The sequence below is a fragment of the Verrucosispora sp. CNZ293 genome (genome assembly GCF_002754655.1).
Map to the genome: position 1 here is coordinate 286832 of NZ_PEFR01000001.1, position 24214 is coordinate 311045.

Here is a 24214-nt window from a genome sequence, read left to right on the forward strand (position 1 = left end):
CGGTGACGTCGGACCCGCTGCTGTGCTACGTCCACATCAACAAGAATGCCGGTAACAGCATCATCGAGGCGTTGCTGAACAACTACCCCGGCCGGTTTCGGCAGTACCTCGTGTCCGGCCGGAGAAGCAACGGGGGGCCGGGGGCCAAAACCATCGACAGTCCGGACGAGGACGTACGGCAGATCGTCTCGGAGATCGTCGAGGATCAGCACCGCCACGACGCGATAGCACTCAACCTGCCGGTCGGCGTCCACCGCAGGATCGGTCGACCGGTCCGGTACGTCACCATGCTGCGCGAGCCGGTCGACCGCTGCGTCTCCTACTGGTACTGGGCCTACCGCAAGCGCGACACCGGCAATCTCTGGGCCGCGCTCCAGGCCGGGCTGCCCGACGGCGTGGCCGGCCTGCCGCTTCAGTTCCGCGACGACCAGGTGCGCTTCCTGTCCGGCACGACGAACGTCGAGACCACCGACGACGACCTGGCGCTGGCGAAGAAGGCCGTCGAGGAACACTTCGCCTTCGTCGGCACTGTCGAGCGGTTCGCCGAGTGCCAGGCCCGGCTCGGCGAGATGTTGTCCTGGAAACGGCCGGCCACGTTCCACCTGAACACTGGCGATCGCGACGATCAGCGACTGCTGCCACCCGAGGCCATCGACACCTTCCGTGCCGCGAACACCCGGGATATGGAACTCTATCAATGGTTGACGCGAAGCTACCTGCCGTCGGTACTCGGACGGACCTGACCGGCGGCACGTCCGCCCCGGCCACCGCCGCGCCGTCGGGCGAGCCACGGGTCGAACGCCTCGCCATCGTGGCGAACATGGTGATCGTCCCGCTCTGCTTCGCCACCGGGCGGCTCAGCGCGGACCTCGTCCAGCTGTACGGCGTGCAGACGCTCGGCCTCACGCCGGCGCAGGTGGGCGCGGCCCTGGGGTTGCTGGTGCTGAGCGTGCCCGCGCAACTGCTCGCGGTGCGGCTGCCCCGGCGTCTCGGGTTCCGGCGGACGATGCGGTTCGGATACGCGGGCGTGCTGCTCCTGCTGGTGCTGCTCGCCGCGGTGCCGGACCTGGACCGGTGGGGCAGGCCGGCCGTGTTCGCGGCGTTCGTGGCGGTGCTGCTCGCCATCGAGGTGGCGATCTCGGTCAGCTGGGGCGTGGCGTGGCACCCGTGGATGCGGGCACTCGTGTCTCCCGGCCGGCGGCCACGGTTCGTCGCCCGGATGCAGTTCGCCACCCAGCTCCTGAACGTGGTGCTGCTGCTCGGCTTCGGCCTGCTGGCGGGTGCCGTGGTCGACCGGACCGAGTACCGCATCCTCCTCGCGGTGCTGGCGGTGCTGCTCGTCGTCTCGATCACGACGCTGGGCCGCATGCCGCACACACCGGTGCCGGACGGCACGCACCCCCAGGCCCTGGGCGAACTGCGCGCCGCCGCCACGAACCTGGTCGCCGACGGCCCCCTCCGCCGACTCAGCGTCATCTTCCTTCTCGACACGGTGCTGGTGACGCCACTGTTGGCGATCTACGCCGTGCTGCACCTCGGCATCCCCGCCGGCACCGTGGCGGTGATCCTCGCGGTACGCGGACTGGCTGCGCCGATCAGCCTGCTGGCCTGGAGTCGGGTCGCCCACCGGATCGGCACGTACCGCCTCATCGTCTACACGATGGCCGGGACGGTACTCACCCGGCTGCTGTGGGTGTTCGTGCCGACGACCGAGGGCGGGGCGAGCGGGGCGAGCGTCGCCTGCTTCGCCGCCATCGTCGTCGTCTCCGCGGTCTGCGCCGCCGCTTACGGCAACGCCAACCTGACCACCTGGTACGACGCCGTGCCCGACCGCCATTCCCGGGCGATGTTCACGCTGCGCGACGTGTTCGCGTCGTCAAAGCTTCAGCTCTACTCGGCGGCCGGCGGCGCGGTGCTGGCCGCCACCGCCACCCTCGGCGCCGCCTCCTACGGCCCGATCCACGTCGACGCCTACAAGCTGCTGATGCTGGCCGGTGTCCCGGTCGCGGTGGCGATCGCGATGCTGTCGCGGCGGGCGCAAGCAGAAGGGGCATCCCGATGAGCACCCACCCTCTGATCGACTCCCTGCGGCCCCCGGTGGCCACCATTCTGGACACGCTCGCCACCGCCGAGGCACGGTACTGCCTGGGCGAGGCCACCACGTTCGAGCCGGCGAAGATCCACGCGGCGTGGCCGGACGTCTTCCGGCCGGACACGGTCGCCGCGCTGCGGACCGCCGGCATCGCCGACGGGGCGGGGCGCCCCTTCGTCGGCCTGGTGCTCCAGGCGCTGATCGAGGCGGAAACGGCGCCGCTGCACACCCGCATCGCCGAGCGGGAGAAGGCGGTGACCGTCACCGACGCCAGCGGCGCACGGATGGATCTCGCCCGTGCCCGACGTCTCGCGGCACGTGACGCGACGGCCCCGCAGCACCACCTGCACGAGCTGTACGACCGAGAGGTGGCTCCACTGTGGCTGGAGGCGCAGCAGCGGCGACTGGCCGTGGTCACCGCAGTCGGCTACCGGGACCTGATCGACTACGCCGACCGGGTACAGCGGCACGACCTCGGCCGGCTGGAGCGCGAGGCGCGGGGATTCCTCGACTCGACCCGGGCGCGGTACGAGTCGATCCGGCGTCCCCTGTTCGCCGCCGGCTCGTTCACCGTGGCCCAACTCATCGGCGCGGCACGCACCACCTTCGCCGACCCGGTGGACCTGGCGACCTGCCTGCCGCTGCTCCGCCTCCTGGTCGGTGAGCTGGGCCTGGAGTTCGCCCCACGGATCCGGCTCGACCTCGAATCCCGTCCCGGCAAGGTGCCCGGCGCGTACTGCCTGCCGGTGCGGGTGCCCGACGACATCGTCGTCGCCGTCTCGGCCGGCGGCGGCGTGGGTGACTGTCGACCGTTGTTCCACGAGGTGGGGCATGCGCTGCACTTCGCGTACACGGGCTCGGACCTGCCTGTCGACTGCCGCCGGATGGGCGACGAGGGCCTGGTCGAGGGCTGGGGCGTGGTCACCGAGAACATCTTCCTGCACCGGGGCTGGCTCGACCGGTCGTTCCCCGGGCGCACCGCGACGGCGCTGGGCCACGACACCGCGCAGCGGCTGTTGATCGTCACGCGGGCGCAGTGCGTCCGGCTGCTCTTCGCGGTCGACGCCGCCCGCCGCCCGGCCGCCCCGGCGGAACTGCGGTCCCGGTACGACCAGCTGATGGCCGAGCACCTCGGTGCCCGGCCCGGGCCGATCGAGTACCTGGACGTGCTCTGCGGCGATTTCGTCAGCGCCACCCGGCTGCGCTCCTGGGAGTTCGGCACGTCCATCGCCCACCTGCTCGCCCACGAGATCGGTCCGGACTGGCCAGGTGACCCACGGGCCGGGCGGTGGCTGCGTGAGCACTGGCGGGTGGGCGTCTCCCACACCGCGACCGAGGCGATCGACAGGTGGGCCGCGCCACCGGTGAGCCTGGAGGCGGTGGCGGAGAACCTGGCCGACAACATGATCAACACCTGACCACCCCGGTGGCCTGCCCACCATCCCGGCCATCGGGCCACGACTCGACAAGGCTTACGCCATCAAGTAGAAACCATCACCGGACATCCATTTCCCCGTCGAGCGGCTGACGGGTCCACTTCGGACCCGGTAGGCCATGAGTGGGTGGGCATGGCCCGGTTTAGTCAGATGGTGACGGCCCACCGGCGGCGGCTCGGACTGACCCAGGAAGATGTCGCGGCCGCCACCGGCCTGGCGGTACGCAGCATCCGGGACGTGGAGAGTGGGCGGGTGGCCCGGCCCCGCGCGTCGACGGTCCGGTTGCTCGCCGAAGCGTTCCAGCTGTCCGCCGCCGACCGGGCCGACTTCATCCACGCCGCCGACCCCGACCTGGCCGAGCCGGCGGGAGAGCGACCGCAGCAACTTCCGCTGGCCGTACCGGGCTTCGTCGGCCGCTGCGGCGAACTGGAAACCCTCGACTCCGGTCGCCACGCGGAGCCGGGAGAACAGCCGGCGGTGGCCATCTTCACGATCTCCGGGATGGCCGGGGTCGGCAAGACCGCGCTCGCCCTGCACTGGGCGCACCGGGCCGCCAGCCGGTTCGCCGAAGGTCAGCTCTACGTCAATCTGCGCGGCTACGACGAGGCCGATGTGGTCGATCCGAGCGACGCCCTGCGCGGCTTCCTCGAAGCGCTCGGCGTACCGGCCACCGGGATACCGGCCAGCCTGGAGGACCGCGTCGGCCTGCACCGCAGCCTGCTGGCCGACCGTCGGATGCTGCTGGTGCTCGACAACGCGCGCGACACGGCGCAGGTGCGCCCCCTGTTGCCGGGCGCGGGTGGCTGCGTGGTCGTGGTGACCAGCCGGGACGAGCTGTCCGGGCTGATCGCGGCGGAAGGCGCGCACCCGATCCGGCTGAACGTGCTCACCAGCACCGAGTCGATGAGTCTGCTCGCCAGCCGGCTCGGCACCCGCCGACTGGCCGCCGAGCCGGCCGCGGCGGCGGACATCATCGACTCGACCGGCCGGCTGCCGCTCGCGTTGTCGATCGTGGCGGCGCGGGTGGCGCTGCATCCCGGCTTTCCGCTCGACGCCTTCGCCGCCAGCCTGCGACCCGACGAGGCGATGCTCGACGCGTTGGCCGACGGCGACGTACGCGCGGTCTTCTCCTGGTCCTACCTGGCGCTGAGCCGACCGGCCGCCCGCCTGTTCCGCCTGCTGGGGCTACACCCCGGACCGGACCTGACCGCCGAGGCCGCGGCGGCGCTCGCCGGGGAGACCCCGGCGACCGTCGCGCCGCCGCTACGCGAGCTGACCCGGCTGCACCTGCTGACCGAACACCTGCCCGGCCGCTACGCCTTCCACGACCTGCTGCGGGCGTACGCGGCCGAACTGACCCGGACCGCAGGGGAGGCCGACGAGTCGCGGCAGGCCCGCCACCGGCTGTACGACTACTACCTGCACAGTTCCTACCCGGCGGCGGTGCTGATCCAGCCGCAGTGGCCGGCGATCGACCCGATCACCCCGGTGCCGTCGAACGTCAGATCCCCGGCGGAGAACCACGACGCGGCGCTCGGCTGGTTCGCGTCCGAACATCAGGTGCTGCTGCGGGCGGTGCGTCAGGCCGCCGAGACCGGCTTCGAGACGTACGCCTGGCAGTTGGCCTGGGCGCTCACCACGTTCTTCGCCCCGCGCGGTCTCTGGCGGGATCAGCGCGCCGCCCAACAGATCGCGCTCGCCGCGGCCGAACGCGTCGACGACCTCACCGGCCAGGCCGTCGCGAACCGGTTGCTGTCCCGCGCGGAGACCCGCCTCGGTGACCTCGACGCGGCGGAGAAGCGGCTGCTGCGCGCCCTGGACCTGCACCGGCAACTCGACGACCCGACCGGCCAGGCGTTGACCCTGCACAACCACGCCGAAGTCTGCTACATGCGGGGGCGCCCCGAGGAAGGGCTCCGCCGTGGACAGGAGGCGCTGCGCTTGTACCGTTCGGTCGGCAACCGTGCCGGCGAGGCGCGGGCCCTGAACGCGGTCGGCTGGCTCTACGCCGCCACCGGCGACTATCCACGGGCGATCGAGAGCTGCACGGAGGCGCTCGCCCAGCAGCGCGCCAGCGGCGACCACAACGGCCAGGCCGCGACGTTGGACAGCCTCGGCTTCGCCCACGCCCGGCTGGGCGAGCACGATCGGGCGGCCGACTGTTACGAAGAGGCGATCGCGCTGTTCCGGGAGTCCGCCGACCGCTACCACGAGGCCGAGACCCTTCAGCGGCTCGGCGAGGCCCGCGAGGCGATGGACGACATCACCCGGTCCGTCGAGGCATGGCGACGGGCGGCGCAGATCCTCGACGACCTCGGCGACCCGGCAGCCGAGCACGCCCACCGCGAGCTGTCCCGGCTCTCGCCACCCTGACCGCGCCGCTGCCCGGGGTGAACGGGTGTCAGCGCTGCCTGGTGAAGCCCAGGAAGGAGCGCCAGGCGGCGGGGTCGAAGGCGAGCACCGGACCGGGCTGTGCGTCCATCTCGCCGGCCTGATGTACGAGGCCATGCGCGACCTGTACCACCTCGACGCCCACGACGGTCCCGAGCCGACGGCGCTGTTCGGCAGGTTTCTCGCCTGGGCACGCCGTCAACCGTCGGCCTGACGCGCGCCGGGTGTCTCAGAGGTGGCCAGGGCTCGCGGTAGGCAGCGAACCGGCGATGTGGCGTTCGACATCGGCCCAGGTGGGAGTGGGTCGGCCGTAGCCGGGCACCGGACGGCGCTGCGGTCCGAAGAAGTACTGGTGGGCGGCGCTGCCCCGGATGGCGGCGTGCACCTCGGGATGGTCGTCGACGAAGTGGGTGAGGGCGAGGTCGCGGCAGTGGACCCGCTTGTCTGCCCGCGCCCGGCAGAACCGGACGTGGTCGCGGGCGACGCCACTGCGGCTGTGGAAGTCGTGGGCGGCGAGCCAGCGCAGGGTACGGGCCTGGACGCGCGGGCCGCACTTGGAGACCAGCCACACCCGGCCGTCGAAGAGGGTGACGAGTCGGGCGATGGTCTCGACGGCACCGGGCACCTCGGGGGTGGCCAGCATTGTCGCCTCGTCGCCGCTGAAGAAGGCGGTGTCACCGCCGCCCGGATGGGCGGGGCCGTCGATGATGACCCGGCCGATGTCGATGCCGAGTCGGGGGAGCGGTTCCGTCATGCGCTCAGGATCCGGCGCGCCTACCCGGGAGCGGAACTATTGTTCTGCACCGCATCTATAGTCTGAGGCTATGAAGGGGCGGGACCTGCTGGAAGCCGACGCGTTACGTTCGTTCGCGGTCTTCGCCGAGCACCGCAACTTCACCACCGCCGCGCAGGAGCTGCACATCAGCCAGCCCTCCCTGCACGTGAAGATCCAGAAGCTGGCCGCCGCGCTCGGCGTCGAGCTGTACGAACGCGACGGTCGCCGGCTGACGCTGACGGCAGCCGGCGAGCGCCTCGCCGCGTACGCGCTGGACTCCCGCCGACGGGCCGAGGAGTTCCTGCGGGAGCTGTACGACGAGTCCGCGCCGACGCTCACCATCGCGGCCGGGCGGGGCGCGCTGCGGTGGGTGATCGGCGAACCGATCCAGCGGGTCGGCGGCCAGGGGCGCCGGGTCCACGTGATCACCGCTGACCGGGATGCCGCCCTCAGCGCTGTCACAAGTGGGCGGGCCGACCTGGCCGTCGTCGCCCACGACCCACCCGGTCGGCAGGTCGAGGCGACGCAGATCGCCGCCTATCGACAGGTGCTCGTACTCGGGGACGGGCACCCGCTCGCCGCGCGCCGGCAGGTCCGGCTCGACGACCTCGACGGACTGGATCTCGTCGTACCCCCGGCCGGGCGTCCGCACCGCAGGGCGCTGGAGCGGGCCCTGCTCGACGCGGGCGTGCGCTGGCAGGTCGCCGCCGAGGTCGACGGGTGGGACCTGTTGGTCCATCTGGCCGCGCTGGGGGTCGGCGCCACAGTGGTGAACGGCTGTGTCGGGCTGCCCAACGGACTGCGCGCGGTCCCGATCCACGGCCTGCCGGAGATCCGGTACTGGGCCGCCTGGCGGCCACCGCGACGGGCCGTGGTGCAGGACCTGCTGGACCAGTTCGGGGTCGGCCGGTGACCGATCGGCTCACCTCCGCCAGCAGGTTCCTCGCGTACGTGCTCCGGCACCGTCCGGACGCCGTCGGCATCGCCCTCGACGAGGGCGGCTGGGTCGAGGTGGAGGCGCTGCTCGCCGCGCTCGCCGAACACGGTCGTCCGGTCGCCCGGCAGGTGCTTGCCGAACTGGTCGCCGGCACCGACAAGCAGCGTTTCGAGCTACGCGCCGGACGGATCCGGGCCGCGCAGGGCCACTCGATCGCCGTCGACCTGCGCCTCGAAGCCGTGGTGCCGCCGCCGCTGCTCTACCACGGCACGGTGGCCCGCCACCTGCCCGGCATCCGTGCCGACGGGCTGCGACCACGCGGTCGTACCCACGTCCACCTGTCGGCGGACCGGGAGACCGCCACCACCGTCGGTGCCCGACGCGGTGACCCCGTCGTGTTGACCGTGGACGCGGCCGGTCTGCACCGACACGGGTTCGTCTTCTACCGCGCCGTCAGCGGTGTCTGGCTCACCGACCACGTCCCACCCGGCTGGATCGGCGAGCCGGCTTGACAGGCAAGTGCTCACTTGCCTATAACTGTGCCTGTGGACGCTGAACCGGACCTGTTCAAGGCCCTCGGTGACGCGACGCGACGCACGATCCTGGACGAGCTGATCGACCGGGACGGTCAGACGCTCTTCGAGATCTGCGGCCGACTGTCCATCAAGCACAACCTGACCTCCTCGCGCCAGGCGATCTCCCAGCACCTCGCGGTGCTCGAACAGGCCGGCCTGGTCCGCACCCGGCGACAGGGCCGGTACAAGTTCCACCACATCGACACGAGCCCGTTGCGCTCGATCGTCGAGCGGTGGCCCATCGACCGAGAGGCACCAGATCCGTGATCCGTATCCACGTCACGAGCGTGCTCGTCGACGACCAGGCCAAGGCGCTCGCCTTCTACACCGAGAAGCTGGGGTTCATCAAGAAGACCGACGTACCCGCCGGTGAGGCCCGCTGGCTCACCGTCGTCTCGCCGGCCGACCCCGACGGTGTCGAGCTGCTGCTGGAACCGGCCGGCCACCCGGCGGTGGGGCCGTTCCAGCAGGCCCTGGTCGCCGACGGCATCCCGTTCACCTCGTTCGCCGTCGATGACGTGCACGCCGAGGTCGAGCGACTCAAGGGACTGGGCGTCGAGTTCACCCAGGAGGCGACCGACCTGGGCCCGGTGGTCACCGCCGTGCTCGACGACACCTGCGGCAACCTGATCCAGATCGCCACCATGAAGTAGCCGTACCCGCGTCCTCGACCGGTGGGCGCGGCCGTGCGTGGCCGTCGTGCCGGTCGGGCGCGGGCCTGCCAGCTCCAGCGTCGCGGGGTCCGGCAGAATCGGCGGGTGCCCGTCCACCTGATCACCGAGCCCGACGACGAGCGGATCGCCGACTACCGGGCGCTCACCGATGTCGAGCTGCGTACCCGCTGGGAGCCGCCGCACGGCCTGTTCATCGCCGAGGGAGAGCTGGTGCTGCGGCGGGCGCTGCGCGCCGGCTACCCGGCCCGGTCCTTCCTCGTCGACGCCAAGCGGGTCGACCAACTGGCCGACCTCGACACCGGCGACGCCCCGGTGTACGCCGCCACTCCCGACGTGCTGCGCGAGGCCACCGGGTTCCACGTACACCGGGGCGTGCTCGCCTCGTTCCGACGCAAGCCGCTGCCGACCGCCGCGCAGGTGCTCGCCACCGCCGACCGCGTGGTGATCCTCGAAGACGTCAACAACCACACGAACCTGGGAGCGATCTTCCGGGCGGTGGCCGGGCTGGGTGTGGACGCCGTGCTGCTCTCGCCGACCTGCGCCGATCCGCTCTACCGGCGCAGCGTACGGGTCAGCATGGGTGAGGTGTTCGCCGTGCCGTACGCCAAGCTGGAACCGTGGCCGACGGCGCTGGCCGACGTGCGGGCCGCCGGGTTCACCGTGCTGGCGATGACGCCGGCTCCCGACGCGGTGCCCATCCAGCGGCTGGCTCCGGCCCAGCGGTCCCGGGCCGCGCTGCTGCTCGGTGCCGAGGGCGCCGGGCTGACCGGCGCGGCGATGGCGGCCAGCGACGTCCGGGTGGTGATCCCGATGCGACGCGGCGTGGACTCGCTGAACGTCGCCGCCGCCACCGCCGTGGCCTGCTGGGAGCTGGGCCGCGACGACCCGCTCTGAGGCACCGCCAAGCAGCCCTTCAGGTCACGGACGGTAGCGTGTCGCGGGTGTTCCCTACCGTGCGTGAGGTCCTGGCCCTGGACCCGGTCCGCCACGGCGCGCCGCGCCTGGTCGCGGGAGAGGTCGGGCTGGACCGTCGGGTGCGCTGGGTGCACGTCGCCGAGGTACCGGACATCGCCACCCTGCTCGGCGGCGGTGAGCTGGTGCTCACCACGGGTATCGGGCTGCCGGGCGACGACGTCGGGCTGCGGGCGTTCATCGGCGACCTGGCCGGTGTCGGCGTCTCCGGGCTGGTGGTCGAGTTGGGCCGCCGATACCTCGACGGCGTACCCCGGGTGATGGTGGCCGCCGCCGAACGTCACGGTCTGCCGTTGGTGGAGCTGCGCCGGGCCACTCCGTTCGTACGGATCACCGAGGCGGTGCACGCGCTGATCGTGGACGCTCAGCTCACCGAGCTACGGGCCACGGAGGAGATCCACCAGCGGTTCACCGAACTGTCGGTGGAGGGCGCGGAGCCCGGTGAGGTGGTCCGGCAGGCGGCCGAGCTGTCCGGCTGCCCGGTGGTGCTGGAGAACCTGTCCCGCCAGGTGCTCGCGTACGACCCGGCGGGGGAGAGCGCCGAGCTGCTGCTGGACGGGTGGGAGCAGCACTCGCGGCGGATCCGGCCCGAGGGGCGCACGGCGTACGACCCGGACCAGGGTTGGCTGGTCACCATTGTGGGTGCCCGGGGACAGGACTGGGGTCGGCTGCTGCTGCGCTGGCCGCCCGGCGGTGACCTGGCCGATGGGCAGTCGCCGCCGGCCGGCGGGCGGCCCGTTCCGGTGCCGACTCCCGGGCGGGCCGAGGCGCCCCCGACTGGGCCCGGCGGCTCGTCCCCGGCTGGGCCTGGCGGCTCGTCGCCGGCTGGTCCTGGCGGCTCGTCCCCGGTGCCGCCGACCAGGCTGACCATCCTCGTCGAGCGGGCGGCTTCCACGCTGGCCCTCGGCCGGCTGATCCGACGGGACGCCGAAGGACTGGAACGTCAGCTCCACCGGACCCTGCTCACCGCCCTGCTCGACCACTCCTGGCCGGTGGACGAGGTGGCCCTGCGGGCCCGAGCGCTCGGGGTGGTGCTGGAGCGCCGTCATCTCGTCGGCGTGGTGGTCCGCCACCGGGCCGACGACGGCGGCGAGGACACTCCGCGCCACCGTCAACCGGCGGGGAGCGGTCCGCTCACCGAGCCGGGACACCCCGGCGAGGCGCTCGACAACGTCCCGGACGCCGGGCCGGCCCGGCTGCGTGACCTTGCCGAGGCCGTCGGACAGGCGCTGCGCGAGGCCGGCCTGACCGGGCTCACGAGTGCCCTGGACGACCAGACGGTCGGTGTCCTGCTCGCCCTGCCGGACCCGGCAGCGGAGGAACGGGCGCTTGCCGCCTTCGCCGCCGCGCTGCGCCGGGCCCGCTCCGACGCGTGCGCGACAAGTGGTGGTCGACGTTCTGTCCCCGGGCTGCTGGTCGCCGCCGGATCCGGCGTGGGCAGCCTGCGGGAGGCACGCCGGTCACTGATCGAGGCCCGTCAGGTCGCCGACGCGGCCCGCCGGGACCGCCGTGACCTGCCGATCTTCCGGCTACCACACGTCGGGTTGGCCGGGCTGCTGCACCTGCTGCGCGACGAGCCCCGGGTGCAGACATTCGTCGAACGGCAACTCGGCGCGCTGCTGGCGTACGACGCGCAGCATCCCCGGGAGCAGTTGTTCGGCACCCTGCGGGCCTACCTGGAGCAGGGCCGCAACAAGTCGGCGGCGGCGTCCGCCGCCCACCTGTCCCGCCCGGCGTTCTACGAGCGGCTGGCCCGGATCGGCCGGATCCTCGATGTCGACCTCGACTCGGTCGACGCCTGCCTCTCCCTCCACGTAGCCCTCCTGGCCCTGGACGCCATCCGCACCCCCTGACCACCCCATCCCACCGCCCGCCCTCTCCGGCCCCTGTTGATCAAGAAGCTTGCGTCATTTTCGATCTTCCTGAAGACCAGAACTTCTTGATCAACGCCGAGGGACGGTGCGCGGTGGGTGGGGTTGGGGTTAAGGGGTGAGGGTTTGGAGGGTTTTCTGGTAGGTGGGGGGATGTGGTGGTTGGCGGAGGCGGGGGTGAAGGTGTCGGAGGTGGCGGCGGTGGACCATGCCTCGTCGGGGAGGGCGGCGACCAGGGCGGTCACCACCGGGGCGTCGCGCCATTCGGGCTGCTGGGCGAGCAGGCTCAGGGCGACCACTGACTCTTCCACCTCGCCGACGCACTCGAAGGGCTTGTGGCCGTCGATGCCGAGCAGTTCGCGGTAACCCGGGATCTGCGCCTCATCGGCGAGCAGGTCGCCACCGAAGATGTGGGTGATCCGCTCGCGGGGCATGAACGGAGCCAGGGCCAGGAAGACGAACCGGCACTTGGGGCAGTCGCGGCACCACCGTTCGCTGGCGTCGCGGAGCTTGAACGCGGCGTTGCAACTGGTGACCACGTCGTCGTAGCGGTCGATGGTGGCGAACAGCCGGGCGATGTGCAGCTCCGACAGCGGGCGCAGCAGCGAGAAGTACGGCTCGGCCAGCCCGGCGTGTTCGGCGAGCGCGGCCCGCAGCAGCCCTTCCGCCTCGACGCCCTTGGACCACTGGTGGTTGATCTCGTGACCGTTCCAGATCAGGTTCGGGTCCGACGCCGAGCGTTCGTTGGACATCACCACCGGGCCCAGCCCGTGCAGTACGGCGGTGGCGACCGCGATCAGCGAGTTGATCGCGGTGACTGGGATGTGTCCGTTGCGGGCGCCGGCCGCGTTCAGCTCGAACAGCACCGGGTCGATGCGTCGCCGGGCCGCGAGAGCGGGCAGCCCCGAGGCCGCGTTCACCGCCTTGATCACGTGGTTCGGGTTGACCGAGAAGGGCACCGGGTCGAGGCCGGCCCGGCGCAGCGCCTCCAGGCTGACGATCGAGTCCTTGCCGCCGCCGACAGCCGACAGCGGGCGTCGGTCGGAGTTGTCGTACTCGGCGGCCGGCTTGACCCGTCCGTCGGGCACGCGCGGGGTCAGCTCCAGCACGTGCGGCAGTTGGTTGCGGTACGCGTACTCGGCGAGGCCCTTGGTGTAGACGGCCGTGACGAACTCGACGGCGGCCGGGCCGAGCGGTGCCGGCAGCACCAGCTGCCCCGGCGCGGCCGTCTTGTAGTAGCTGACCCCGGCCACCACGTGCAACAGCTCCAGCACCCGGCCCAGCGCCGCCACGGCGGCGTCCGACGGAGACTCCTCCGGCACCGGCAACGTGATCACCTCGGTGAACCGCTGCTCGCCGTCGGGCCCGGTCAGGGCGTAGTCGAACAGCGCCTCGCCGGTGGACAGGTCGATCGAGTAGGACGGGAAGGTGAACGCGTCCATCCGCGCCAGATGCGTGTTGAGCACACGCCATACTAGGCCCTGGTTCGTCCGGCCGTGCCCGGCTCGTGCGGACCACGCCCTGCCGCCGTCGTACCCGAGGAGAGCCTGTGCGCCTGTCTGACCTGCGCGGACGTAAAGTCGCCGTCTGGGGGGCCGGTCGGGAGGGGCGGGCCGCGGTGACGGCCATCGCCGCCCACGGACCGGCCGACCTGGTGGCCGTCGACGACAGTGCGAACTTCCTCTCGCTGCCCTGGGACGGGCCACTGGCGGAGGCCGCCCCGCTGGTCACCGGCGAGGAGGGCTTCGCCCGGCTGGCCGCCGCCGACGTGGTGGTCCGCTCGCCGGGTGTGCCGCAGACGCATCCCTGGCTGATGGAGCTGCGCCGCCAGGGCGCGACCGTCACCCAGGGCACCTCGCTCTGGATGGCCGACCACGGCGACCGCACCATCGGGGTGACCGGCAGCAAGGGCAAGAGCACCACGTCCAGCCTGATTCATCACCTGTTGGCCGCCGTGGATCGGCCGAACGTCTTCGGCGGCAACATCGGCGTACCGACGCTGGACCTGCCGGAGGCGGACCTCTACGTCCTGGAACTGTCCAGCTACCAGTGCAGCGACCTGACCGACTCGCCCCGGGTGGCGGTGGTCACCGCGCTGTTTCCCGAGCATCTCGACGCGCACGGTGGCGAACGGGAGTACTACCGGGACAAGCTCAACCTGCTCGCGTACGGGCCGCGCACGGTGGTGGTCAACGGCGCGGACCCACGGCTGGCGTTCGAGCTGGGCGACCGCGCGGCGGTCCGCGCCGGCACCGCCGACTCGGTGAACGTCGCCGCCGGCCCGGACGGTACGCCCTGGTTCCACCGGGTCGACCAGCCGCTCTTCCCCCGGGCGGTGCTGCCGCTGGTCGGGCGGCACAACGAGGGCAATCTCTGCGTGGCCCTGGCCGTGCTCGACGCGTTGGGCATCGACCTGGTCGAGCGTAAGGACGCCCTGGCCGTGGCGGTCGCGGAGTTCCAGGGGCTGGCCCACCGGCTGACCGAGATCGCCGACCCGTCCGGCCTGACCTTCGTCGACGACACCTTGGCGACCAGCCCGTACGCGGCCATCCACGCCATCGACGCGTACGACGGGCGGCCGTTGACGGTGATCGTCGGCGGCAACGACCGGGGCGTCGACTACACGCCGCTGCGGGAGCACCTGGCCGAGCGGGAGCTGACCGTCATCGGTATCCCGGACAGCGGCCCACGGATCATCGAGGCGCTCGACGGGCTGCCGAAGGTACGTACCGAACTCGTCGACGACCTCGCCGACGCGGTGCAGTTGGCGCGCCAGGTCACCCCGGCCGGCGGCGTCGTGCTGCTCTCGCCCGCCGCGCCCAGCTACGGCCGCTTCCGCAACTTCGAACACCGCTCCGAGGTCTTCGCCGAAGCCATCCACACCACCGCCCCGCCTGACCCTGTCCCCTCTGCTCACCCCCCGCCTGTCCCCGTCGATCATGAAGTTGTTGCCACCTTTTGTCCGATTTTCGGGCAATAACTTCATGATCGACGGGGACAGGCGGGGGGTGGGGGTGTGGTTGGGGGGTTTTACGCTGCGGGTGTTGGTGGGGGAGGTGGTTGGTGAGGGAACTGTTGCGGCGTCCGCGTACGGGGTCCCGTGCGCGTGCGGTGGGCGTCGCGCGGCTGATGGCGCACACCGACCCGGTCGCACTTGTCGGCATCGCCCTGTCGGTCTCGCTCTCGGTGACGCTGGACCTGACCGGCGCCGCCACCGGCGTGGAGTCGTTGCTGGCCGGCCTGATGGGCATCACCATCTCGCTGCTGGTGGACTCCATCGCCCGGGCCGAGCGTCGGTTCCACCTGCGGGCGCTGCTGGCCGGCCCGCACTGGCTGGTGCGGGCGGTCCCGGAACTCGCCACCGCCGCGACCGAGGCGGTGGACCGTCATCCGGGCACCCGGGTCGCCGAGGAGACCCAGCGCCGGTTCGAGCGGTTCCACGCCGACCTCGGGCAGCTTCGGCAGGGACGCATCATCCGGCCGGGCAGCGACTACCAGGACATGCTCGCCGCCACCCGGGACTGCGTACGGCAGTTGGAGGCGCTGACGAACGTGCTGCCCCGGCTGGCCTGGTGGAGCAGCGACATCGGCCGGCGGTACTGGTCGGAGAACCTCGCCGCGCTGGCCCGTGGGGTTGAGATCACCCGGATCTTCACCTACACCGAGTTCTCCGACGAGCTGGCGGAACTGGTGGCGACGCAGCGCCGGGCGGGCGTACGGGTCGGTCTGCTGTCGACGGTCGCGGTCCCGGCCGACCTGCACGTCAACCTGATCCGCTGGGACGGCGCAGCCTGCTGGACGGCGGGCATGAGCGCGCACGGCGAGATCAACGAGAACCGGTTCTCGGTGAACGCCGCCGACGTCGCCCGGACGGGCGAGACGTTCGAGGCGTGCCTGAGCCGGGCCACCTTCGACACCTGACGACGGGATGACCGTCCAGGGCGTACTGCTGGTGACCGCTGTGGTCTGGGCGGTGAGCCTGATCCGTCCGGTCCGGTGGCGGGCCTTCGTGGCCGCGCTGCCACTGCCGATGACCGCCGCGCTGCTGGCCACCGGCCTCCCCGTCGACGGCGCGCAACTCGTCGGGGTGGCCGGGCTCAACCTGTTCTTCGGCGTGGTGGCACTGGCGTACCACCGGTTCCGGTTGCCGATTCTGCTTGCCGACCTGGCGGGTGTCGCCGGCTACCTGGCGGTCGCGGCGGCGCTGCGTCCGTTCGCGCTGCCGTTCGGGCCGACGCTTGCCGCCACGGTGGCACTCTGGCTGCTCGCCATGCTGGTGTTGCGCCGCATCCCCACACCCGGCCCACCGGCGGGAGAGGGTACGCGGGTGCCGGCGGTGGCGCGGTTGCTGCTGATCCTCGGCGGTGCGGTGCTGACCGGGCTGCTGGGCCAGGTGCTGCGAGGGCTGGTGGTGACGTTCCCGTACGCCGGGGTGCTGGTGGCGGTCGAGGTGCGGCGGGACCTGCCGGCCTTCTGTCGGCACTTCGCCCGCAACAGCCTGGCGCTGCTCGGGTTCCTGGTCGGGGTCCGCCTGGGCCAGGACGTCTCGGTCACGGTGGCGCTGGTCGCCGGATGGGCGGGGTTCGCGCTGGTCGCGGCGGCGCTGCACCTTCCCGCGTACTGGCGCGGAAAACGCCACCCGGCAGCCCATTCGGCCACTGGAAACGCGGCCGAGAGGCGGGACGGCGACGGAAAGCGTTGACGTGTTGTCAACGATCCCGGGTCACCGCCGGACAGTCTGGCACTTGTCCCGGCAGCGACGGTGGTGAAAGCGTGCGGGAACGCGACCGAAGGGGCGACGATGACCGCCGACGACCTGCTGGCCCGGCACCGGGCCGTGCTCCCGTCCTGGATGACGCTCTACTACGCCGAGCCGATCGAACTCGTCAGTGGCGCAGGCCGCCGGGTCACCGACGCGCGGGGCCGCACCTACCTGGACTTCTTCGGCGGCGTGCTGACCAACTCGCTCGGCTACGACATCGCCGAGGTGCGCGAGGCGGTGCAGCGGCAACTGGCCACCGGAATCGTGCACACCTCGACGCTCTACCTGATCCGCCAGCAGGTCGAGCTGGCCGAGAAGGTGGCGCGACTGTCCGGCATCCCCGACGCGCGGGTCTTCTTCACCAACTCCGGCAGCGAGGCCAACGAGGCGGCGCTGCTTGTCGCCACGAACCATCGACGGTCGCACCAGATCCTCGCGGTGCGCAACAGCTACCACGGCCGCACGTACGCGACGATGGGCGCGACAGGCAACCGCACCTGGTCGCCCACCTCGCTCAACCCGCTCCAGGTGGCCTGGTTGCACTCCGGTGACCGGCTGCGTGGTCTGCTGGCCCGGCTGCCGGAGGCGGACCGGGTCGACGCGGCGGTGGAGGACCTGCGCGAGGTGCTCGCCACCCAGACCAGCGGGGACGTGGCCTGCCTCATCGCCGAGCCGATCCAGGGCGTGGGTGGCTTCGTGCACGGCCCGGACGGTCTCCTCGCCGCCTGGAAGAAGATCCTCGACGAGCACGGCATCCTGCTCATCTCCGACGAGGTGCAGACCGGCTGGGGGCGGACCGGCGAGCACTTCTGGGGCTACCAGGCCCACGGCGTCACCCCGGACCTGCTCACCTTCGCCAAGGGCATCGGCAACGGATTCGCGTTGGCCGGGGTGGTCGGTCGGGCGGAGGTGCTGGACTCGGTGTCCGGGATCAGCTTCTCCACCTTCGGCGGCAACCCGATCTCCACCGCCGCCGGTAACGCCGTGCTGGACTACCTGCTGGCGCACGACCTCCAGGCCAACGCCGCGCGGGTCGGCCGGATGCTCGGCGACGGCCTGCGCGCGGCCGTCGCCGACCTGGACCGGGTCGGAGAGGTACGCGGCAAGGGCCTGATGCTCGGCGTCGAGTTCGTCCACCCGGGCACCGGTGAACCCGACGCGGCGCTGACCACGCGGATCTTCGAGGCGTGCCGCGAGGGCGGGCTGCTCACCGGCAAGGGCGGGCTGTACGGCAACGTGCTGCGGATGGGGCCGCCGTTGACCCTCACCGAGGAGGAGGCCCGGGAGGGCCTGGGCATCCTGGTCGACGCGATCCGCTCCGGCGTGGCGGCGGTGAGCTGATGAACCTCATCGGGCATTTCGTTGACGGCAAGCGCACCGGCGGCACCTCGACCCGGCGTGGCGACGTGTTCGACCCGGCCACCGGCCGGCGTACCGCAGAGGTGGAGCTGGCCGGTGCCGCGGACGTCGCGGCAGCGGTCGAGGTGGCCGAGCGCGCGGCCCGTGCCTGGCGCGACGCGTCGCTGGCGAAGCGGACGGCTGTGCTGTTCGCCGTCCGCGAGCTGGTCAACGCCCGTCGGGACGAGTTGGCCGAGCTGATCACCGCCGAGCACGGCAAGGTGCTCGCGGACGCCGCCGGGGAGGTGCAGCGCGGCCTGGAGGTCATCGAGTACGCCTGCGGCATCCCCTCGGCGCTGCGCGGCGGTTTCAGCGAGAACGTCTCCACCGAGGTCGACTCGTACAGCCTGCGGCAGCCGCTCGGGGTGGTAGCGGTGGTCAGCCCGTTCAACTTCCCGGTGATGGTTCCCCTGTGGTTCGTTCCGGTGGCGGTGGCCGCCGGCAACGCCGTGGTGCTCAAGCCGAGCGAGAAGGACCCGAGCGCGGCGCTGCTGCTGGCCGAATTGTTCGCCGAGGCCGGCCTGCCCGACGGGGTGTTCAACGTGGTGAACGGCGACGCCGAGGCGGTCGACGCGCTGCTGGACCACCCGGCGGTCCGGGCGGTGTCCTTCGTCGGCTCCACCCCGGTCGCCCGGCACGTGTACCAGCGTGGCACGGCGAACGGCAAGCGGGTGCAGGCGCTCGGCGGGGCGAAGAACCACATGGTGGTGCTGCCCGACGCCGATCTGGACCTGGCCGCCGACGCGGCTGTCAACGCCGGGTTCGGCTCGGCGGGGGAGCGGTGCATGGCGATCTCCGCGCTGGTCGCGGTCGAGCCGGTGGCCGACGAGCTGGTGGCCCGGATCGCCGGCCGGATGAGCGGGCTGCGGACCGGGGACGGTCGGCGCGGCTGCGACATGGGACCCCTGGTCACGGCCGCACACGCGGCCCGGGTGCGGGCCTACGTCGAGGCGGGTGTGGCCGCCGGGGCGGTGCCGGTGGTCGACGGGCGGGACGTGACAGTCGACGGTGACCCGAACGGCTTCTGGCTCGGACCGACCCTGTTCGACCGGGTCACCCCGGAGATGTCGATCTACACCGACGAGATCTTCGGGCCGGTCCTGTCGGTGTTGCGGGTCGACTCGTACGACGAGGCGGTGGCGCTCGTCAACGCCAACCCGTACGGCAACGGCACGGCGATCTTCACGAACGACGGTGGTGCCGCGCGGCGCTACCAGCACGAGGTGGAGGTCGGCATGGTCGGCGTCAACGTGCCCATCCCGGTGCCGATGGCGTACTACTCGTTCGGTGGCTGGAAGTCGTCCCTCTTCGGCGACCTGCACGCCCACGGCGCCGACGGCGTCGCCTTCTTCACCCGGGGCAAGGTGGTCACCAGCCGCTGGCTGGACCCGCGCCACGGCGGGGTCAACCTCGGCTTCCCCACCCAGACCTGAGCAGGCGCAGGGTGCCCGCGCCGGCCAGGTAGGCCACCAGCGCCGCCACCGGCCAGCCGAGCGGCTCCGGCGCGGTCTTGGCCGCCGCGCCGTTGGCCGCCAGGGCGTAGACGACGGCGGCGTATCCGGTGACGGTGAGCGCCGCCCGGGTGCCCGCCCACCTGATCGACGCACGCAGGTGCCGGGGGCGACCTGTGGAGGCCTCGACCGGGCCGAAGATGGCGACCAGGACGGCCAGCACCACCGCCAGCATCAGCACCCACGGCAGCCGCCAGGCCAGCCAGGCCGCCGTACCGGCCTCCGGCGTGGGCAGCAGGCCGAGCCCGTGCAACGCGCCGACCAGCAGCACGGCCGCGCTCAGGTGCCACAGGAAGACCGTCAGCACGACCGAGTTGACGGCGATCACCGCCTGCCAGGGGCGGTCGCGGTGCAGCCACCGTTCCGCCCGATCCCGCAGCAGCAGGATCAGACCGAGCTGGGCGGTGGCGACCGCGAGCAGGGCCACGCTGGGTGGGGCGGCGTTCGCCAGCCGCTGCCCGGGCAGATTGATCATGCTGACCGGGTACGGGCCGGGGCCGGTGAGCAGGATCGCCACGGCGAGGCCGCCGAGCAGCATCGCGCTCGCGGCCCGGCGGGACATCGGCAGGCACCGGGTGCGCGGGCCGGTCCGGTGGCAGTGCCCCTGGCGGGCGTCGTACCAGGCGAAGCCGAGCTGGTGGACGGCGAGCCAGCCCAGCAGGTAACCGGGCAGGGCCAGGTCGGCTGGCCCGAGCGCGCGGCCAAGGTCACCGGCGGCGATCAGCAGCACCAGCGCCAACGGCACCAGCAGCCCGAGGCGCCGGTGCAGCGCGTACATGACCGGGGTCAGCGGCACCACGGCCAGGTAGGCGGCGAGAAACCACAGTGGGATGGTGGCGAACCAGACGACCGGGCGAACCTCGTCCGGTTGGGCACCGCCCAGCCGGGCCACCAGCGCGCCACCGGCGAGCACCAGCACCAGGGCACTGGTCGGGCGCAGCAGGCGGGCGCTTCGACCGAGCAGCCAGCCGATCGCGTCGCCGCCACGGCCGCGGTGGGCGGCCAGCGAGGCGGCGTTGGCGTACCCACCGACCAGGAAGAAGACCGGCATGACCTGGACCGCCCAGGTCAGCGGGTACGCCCAGGGCAGGGCGGTGAGGGCCGAGTGCCCGTCGGGTCGACCGCTCTCGTCGTACTCGACCGCCGCGATGGCCCAGTGCCCGAGGACCACCAGGATGATGGCCAGCGCCCGGAGCAGGTCGAGGTAGCGCTCCCGGTCCGGCGGCGTGCGGGCGGCGAGACGGGCCAGGCGGCGCATAGTCCGAAAGTATGCCGACGAACGCCGCACCGTCGGGACTATTCCACCAACTGCTCCGCCGCTGCCGGGGCTGTCAGCGCGGCGAGCAGCGCCGCCGTCTCCCGTAACGCGGCGTCGCGCAGATGGATGTGCGGCTCAGTGACACGCCACCGGGGAATCCAGATTCGGAGTCGGGTCAGCACGTCGACCGCGCCCTGGTGGGTGAATCGTCCGGCCCAGACCAGCGACTGGACGCGACGCGCCGCCTCGCTGAAATGGAAACTGTTCGGGCAGTTCGGGTTCAGCCCGGCCGGATGGGCCAGCCAGCGGAGAATGATGTCATCGAGGCGGGCTCCGGCGAGCCCGCAGCGCAGCGCATGACACCGGCAGAGCGACTGGATCAGGCTGTCCAGTTCGCCGTGCCCGTTCACCCTCACCGTTGCGTGCTCGACGGCGTCCAGGTAGGCCTCGACAGACCGCAGTAGCCGACCGGCCAAGCCCGGATAGCGGTCGAGACCTGTGGCGATGCCTTGCATGCGCCATGGGATGTCGACATCCTCCGGGTGCGTGGCGGCCCACTGCAACACCACGTCCGCAGTGGTCTCTGTCAGGGCTTTTTGGCGGGTGAGCTGCTTGCTGACGAAGACGACGTCCGGCGTCGACCGGTATTTGTCCGCCCAACGGTCGATGAGCGGCGACAGCCACTGCGGCAGGTCGGTCAGCTTCCTCATTGCTAGCAGCGGCGGTAGGACGAATCCGGCATCGACCGTGTCGTCGTTGTGCTGGAGCCAGGCCAAGGCGGCGTCTACCGCGTGAGTTGTCACGTCCGCTGGTAGGTCGTTGCGGTTGAGCAGCGGCGGTAGGACGAATCCGGCATCGACCGTGTCGCCGTTGTGCTGGAGCCAGGCCAAGGCGGTGTCCACAGCACGAGACACCACGTCCGCTGGTAGGTCGTTGCGGCTGAGCAGCGGATGTAGGACGAACTGGGCTTGGGTGAGGGTGCCGTGTTGGTCGAGCCAGGCCAAGGCGGTGTCCACAGCACGAGGCACCACGTCCGCTGGTAGGTCGTTGCGGCTGAGCAGCGGCGGTAGGACGAATCCGGCATCGACCGTGTCGTCGTTGTGCTGGAGCCAGGCCAAGGCGGCGTCCACAGCACGAGGCACCACGTCCGCTGGTAGGTCGTTGCGGCTGAGCAGCGGTTGTAGGACGAACTGGGCTTGGGTGAGGGTGCCGTGTTGGTCGAGGAAGTGCAGGGCGTGTTGGATGGCGTGTGGTGCGTTGTGGGGTGTCAAGTCGTTGCGGCTGAGCAATGGATGTAGGACGAACTGGGCTTCGGTGAGGGTGCCGTGTTGGTCGAGCCAGCGCAGGGCGTCTTCGATACCGTGATGAGCATCCTCCGGTCGCAGGTCGGTACGGCTCAGCAAGGTTGCGATGACGAAGCTGGCTTCCAGCGCCGTTCGATGCAGCGCCAGCCAGTCGGCCGCCACGTCGATCAGGAGGGCGGCCTGCGGGGTGGCGACGGTGCGCAGCCCTTTGTAAAGGATGTGGCGCGCCGGCAGTGATTTTCCGTGCTCGGTCAGCCAGGGCTCCCCGAGCTGTGGCCAGTGCTGGAACAGTGCCGGCGCCCACGCGGAGTTGTCCAGCACCGAGCCCAGGGCGTAGGCGCCCACGTCACGCTGGCTGGCCAGCAGCACGCCGGCCGCGTTCGCGTTGGCGGCCAACCAGGCCGTGCAATGCCCGGCGAGTGGCCCGTCGCGGTGCTGGAGGGCCATGTCGCGCAGCAGCCGGTCCAGGTTCATGGCGTACCGGCCGATGGTGCGGGCACTGGTCAGGCACGCGTCGAGGATCCGGTCGGCGACCTTCGTGCGGACCGTGTCGAGGCCAGCCCGCACGGTGGTGTGCTCCAGCAACTGGTCGACCACGATGTCGTGCACCGGTGCCAGGCCATCCGGCGTGTGGACCAGCCAGCCCATCGCGAGCAGGACGTCGAGCAGATGCTCGGCGCGGGACTCGTCGCTGTGCTCGACCCGGCCGCCGCAGGCGACCAGGGCCTGACGTGGCTGAGGGGTGGCGGCGGCCATCGCGGCGTAGACCTGAAGTCGCAGGTCGGGGTCGCGCTCGTCGTCCAGCCGTTCGGCGTGATGCAGCAGGTCGTCTTCGTTGAGCCGGCGGACCAACCAGTCGAGGAGGTTTTCCGGCCTCAGGTCGCCGATCGCCGACGACAGCCGCCCCGATCCGCCTGTGCCTCGGCTGCGGCGGCGATCAGAGTGGCGATGATCGGTCGTCGGCCGCACAACCGCAACAACCGTTCCGCACCGAGGATCGTTTGCGCCCTGGGGGCCAGTGCGGTGACGACCTGGTGCCGGATCCGGTCGAGGTGCTCGTCGTCGGGTCGCAACTCGACGGGTTTGAACACCTCGGTGAGTGGAGTGTTGTCCTTGTGGTGAAACCAGCCGGGCCGGGCCGATCCGAGCAGGGCCAGCCGGATGCCACGGGCTCGCGCGGCAGGCAGCAGTCGGTACCGGATCGCCGGATAGTCCAGGGCGCTGAGGTTCAGGTAATCGATGATGATCAGCAGGCGTTCGTCGGCGCAACCGGTCACCACCTCGATCAGCTGCTCGGTGGTGACCAACGGTTCACCCGGGCGTACGTGCAGCACCCGCCAACCCTCGTCGACCGCACGGCCGGCGACCTCCAGACAGGTGCGGGTCTTGCCGATTCCGGCCTGACCGACCAGCAGCAGCCCGGACTGGCCGGCCTGCTCGTGGAGGCGCCTCAGCAGCCGTACGGGATGGGCGGCGGCGTCGCTGTCGGTGGGCGACACGTAGGGCAACCGGTCGTCGCGCAGGTTGTCGGCCAGTTCGGTCAACGCCTCCGCGTGTTCGACGATCCCGGTCGGCAGCAGCTGCGGTGGTTCCCGTTCGACCTGGTCGAGTGAAGCACCGACCAGGCCGGCGAAGGCGGGGTCGGCGAGCAGCCGGGTGATACGTACCGCGTCCAGCCGGCCAGCACCGTACCGGGACGGCACCGTCACCATGACACCCAGCAGGAGTTGCCGATCGCCCGCGGTCAGCAACGGGGCACCCGAGTAACCGCTGTGCGGATGCGGCTCCAACACCGGCGTGCCGGAGTCGTCCCGTACCACCGCGCCGGTGTCGTCGCGCTGCGGCTGCGGCGGCTGCGGCGCGATCCGGGTGGAGTCCAGGGCATACCGGTGGTCCTCGAAGCCGAGGCTGGGCATGACCTGCCCGGGCAGCTCGTCGAGGTGGCGGCCGTCGTGCCCGACCTGGACCCAGGGATAACCGACGGTGAGACAGGGCACCGGCCGATGTCCGCGCAGCTCGCCGTAGCGGACGCGAGTCTGCTCGCGGGACCACAGTGATACATCCATCCGGATCAGGGCCGCGTCGGCGTCGAGGTCGTCGCCGCGCCAGATCACGGTCGCCCGGTGCTCCGGCTCACTGGGGCTGTCGCTGCGGGACACCCAGGTCGCCTCCCCGCGTGCACCCACGACGTGACCGGCGGTGAGCACCAGGTCCTCCCCGACGGCGTACCCGGAGCCGAGCAGCCTGCCGCGCACCTT

General features: G+C 71.7%; 19 protein-coding genes and 2 pseudogenes. 16 read left to right on the forward strand and 5 right to left on the reverse strand.

Annotated features, from left to right (window positions below; genetic code table 11):
* Positions 1 to 2 precede the first annotated feature (2 nt).
* The 5 genes from CLT74_RS01270 (at position 3) to CLT74_RS31005 (ending at position 6133) form a co-directional block, all read left to right on the forward strand.
* Positions 3 to 743 (forward strand): hypothetical protein, encoded by a 741-nt coding sequence (locus tag CLT74_RS01270; protein WP_099844902.1) that lies wholly within the window; start codon positions 3 to 5, stop codon positions 741 to 743.
* Positions 698 to 2062: an MFS transporter gene (locus CLT74_RS01275; RefSeq protein ID WP_099844903.1), complete on the forward strand. Its 1365-nt coding sequence runs from the start codon at positions 698 to 700 to the stop codon at positions 2060 to 2062. Before CLT74_RS01270 ends, CLT74_RS01275 begins: the two co-directional genes overlap by 46 nt.
* The gene (locus CLT74_RS01280) at positions 2059 to 3510 is read left to right on the forward strand and encodes a hypothetical protein (protein ID WP_099844904.1); all 1452 of its coding nucleotides are present in this window, start codon (positions 2059 to 2061) and stop codon (positions 3508 to 3510) included. The genes CLT74_RS01275 and CLT74_RS01280 overlap by 4 nt, the downstream gene beginning before the upstream one ends.
* Positions 3511 to 3678: 168 nt before the next feature.
* Positions 3679 to 5901: an ATP-binding protein gene (locus tag CLT74_RS01285; protein ID WP_486581884.1), complete on the forward strand. Its 2223-nt coding sequence runs from the start codon at positions 3679 to 3681 to the stop codon at positions 5899 to 5901.
* 25 nt (positions 5902 to 5926) lie between these two features.
* Positions 5927 to 6133 carry a hypothetical protein gene (locus tag CLT74_RS31005; protein ID WP_099844906.1) on the forward strand — a complete coding sequence of 69 codons (207 nt, stop codon included), beginning with the start codon at positions 5927 to 5929 and terminating at the stop codon, positions 6131 to 6133.
* A gap of 15 nt (positions 6134 to 6148) precedes the next feature.
* On the opposite strand, the gene CLT74_RS01295 is transcribed toward CLT74_RS31005, so the two are convergent.
* Positions 6149 to 6673: a hypothetical protein gene (locus CLT74_RS01295; protein WP_099844907.1), complete on the reverse strand. Its 525-nt coding sequence runs from the start codon at positions 6671 to 6673 to the stop codon at positions 6149 to 6151.
* Positions 6674 to 6743: 70 nt separating this feature from the next.
* Between CLT74_RS01295 and CLT74_RS01300 the strand changes: the two genes are divergently transcribed.
* From CLT74_RS01300 to CLT74_RS01325, 6 genes are read left to right on the forward strand one after another with little or no spacing between them, the layout of a single operon-like run.
* Positions 6744 to 7607 carry a LysR family transcriptional regulator gene (locus CLT74_RS01300; RefSeq protein WP_099844908.1) on the forward strand — a complete coding sequence of 288 codons (864 nt, stop codon included), beginning with the start codon at positions 6744 to 6746 and terminating at the stop codon, positions 7605 to 7607.
* Entirely contained in the window at positions 7604 to 8143 is a 540-nt protein-coding gene (locus CLT74_RS01305; RefSeq protein ID WP_099844909.1) for an RNA 2'-phosphotransferase, read from the forward strand. The genes CLT74_RS01300 and CLT74_RS01305 overlap by 4 nt, the downstream gene beginning before the upstream one ends.
* Positions 8144 to 8176: 33 nt before the next feature.
* On the forward strand, positions 8177 to 8473 hold the full coding sequence (locus tag CLT74_RS01310) for a metalloregulator ArsR/SmtB family transcription factor (RefSeq protein ID WP_099844910.1): 297 nt from the start codon (positions 8177 to 8179) through the stop codon (positions 8471 to 8473).
* Positions 8473 to 8859, forward strand: coding sequence for a VOC family protein (locus CLT74_RS01315; RefSeq protein ID WP_199172297.1), 387 nt, complete (start codon positions 8473 to 8475; stop codon positions 8857 to 8859). Before CLT74_RS01310 ends, CLT74_RS01315 begins: the two co-directional genes overlap by 1 nt.
* A 33-nt stretch (positions 8860 to 8892) precedes the next feature.
* Positions 8893 to 9774 carry a TrmH family RNA methyltransferase gene (locus CLT74_RS01320; RefSeq protein WP_486581885.1) on the forward strand — a complete coding sequence of 294 codons (882 nt, stop codon included), beginning with the start codon at positions 8893 to 8895 and terminating at the stop codon, positions 9772 to 9774.
* A 47-nt stretch (positions 9775 to 9821) separates the two neighbouring features.
* On the forward strand, positions 9822 to 11705 hold the full coding sequence (locus CLT74_RS01325; RefSeq protein ID WP_486581886.1) for a PucR family transcriptional regulator: 1884 nt from the start codon (positions 9822 to 9824) through the stop codon (positions 11703 to 11705).
* A 129-nt stretch (positions 11706 to 11834) separates the two neighbouring features.
* Here CLT74_RS01325 and CLT74_RS01330 read toward each other — a convergent pair.
* Positions 11835 to 13165 (reverse strand): annotated as a pseudogene (locus CLT74_RS01330) (MurL-like N-terminal domain-containing).
* A gap of 107 nt (positions 13166 to 13272) precedes the next feature.
* Here CLT74_RS01330 and murD point away from each other — a divergent pair.
* The 5 genes and pseudogenes from murD to CLT74_RS01355 all read left to right on the forward strand — a co-directional run.
* A pseudogene (murD, locus tag CLT74_RS01335) lies at positions 13273 to 14613 on the forward strand (UDP-N-acetylmuramoyl-L-alanine--D-glutamate ligase); the annotation flags it as partial.
* 173 nt (positions 14614 to 14786) lie between these two features.
* The gene (locus tag CLT74_RS01340) at positions 14787 to 15644 is read left to right on the forward strand and encodes a hypothetical protein (RefSeq protein WP_143697005.1); all 858 of its coding nucleotides are present in this window, start codon (positions 14787 to 14789) and stop codon (positions 15642 to 15644) included.
* Between the two features lie 7 nt (positions 15645 to 15651).
* Positions 15652 to 16425 (forward strand): hypothetical protein, encoded by a 774-nt coding sequence (locus CLT74_RS01345; protein WP_099844914.1) that lies wholly within the window; start codon positions 15652 to 15654, stop codon positions 16423 to 16425.
* Positions 16426 to 16524: 99 nt separating this feature from the next.
* Positions 16525 to 17826, forward strand: coding sequence for an aspartate aminotransferase family protein (locus CLT74_RS01350; protein WP_099844915.1), 1302 nt, complete (start codon positions 16525 to 16527; stop codon positions 17824 to 17826).
* Positions 17826 to 19316 carry a CoA-acylating methylmalonate-semialdehyde dehydrogenase gene (locus tag CLT74_RS01355; RefSeq protein ID WP_099844916.1) on the forward strand — a complete coding sequence of 497 codons (1491 nt, stop codon included), beginning with the start codon at positions 17826 to 17828 and terminating at the stop codon, positions 19314 to 19316. Before CLT74_RS01350 ends, CLT74_RS01355 begins: the two co-directional genes overlap by 1 nt.
* On the opposite strand, the gene CLT74_RS01360 is transcribed toward CLT74_RS01355, so the two are convergent.
* The 3 genes from CLT74_RS01360 to CLT74_RS01370 are packed head-to-tail and all read right to left on the reverse strand — an operon-like array spanning position 19288 to position 24211.
* The gene (locus CLT74_RS01360) at positions 19288 to 20652 is read right to left on the reverse strand and encodes an acyltransferase family protein (RefSeq protein WP_099844917.1); all 1365 of its coding nucleotides are present in this window, start codon (positions 20650 to 20652) and stop codon (positions 19288 to 19290) included. The two genes, CLT74_RS01355 and CLT74_RS01360, sit on opposite strands and share 29 nt — an antisense overlap.
* A gap of 38 nt (positions 20653 to 20690) precedes the next feature.
* A complete protein-coding gene (locus tag CLT74_RS01365) occupies positions 20691 to 22808 on the reverse strand; it encodes a hypothetical protein (protein ID WP_143697006.1) in 2118 nt (705 codons plus the stop codon).
* Between the two features lie 23 nt (positions 22809 to 22831).
* A complete protein-coding gene (locus CLT74_RS01370; RefSeq protein WP_143697007.1) occupies positions 22832 to 24211 on the reverse strand; it encodes a trypsin-like peptidase domain-containing protein in 1380 nt (459 codons plus the stop codon).
* Positions 24212 to 24214 lie beyond the last annotated feature (3 nt).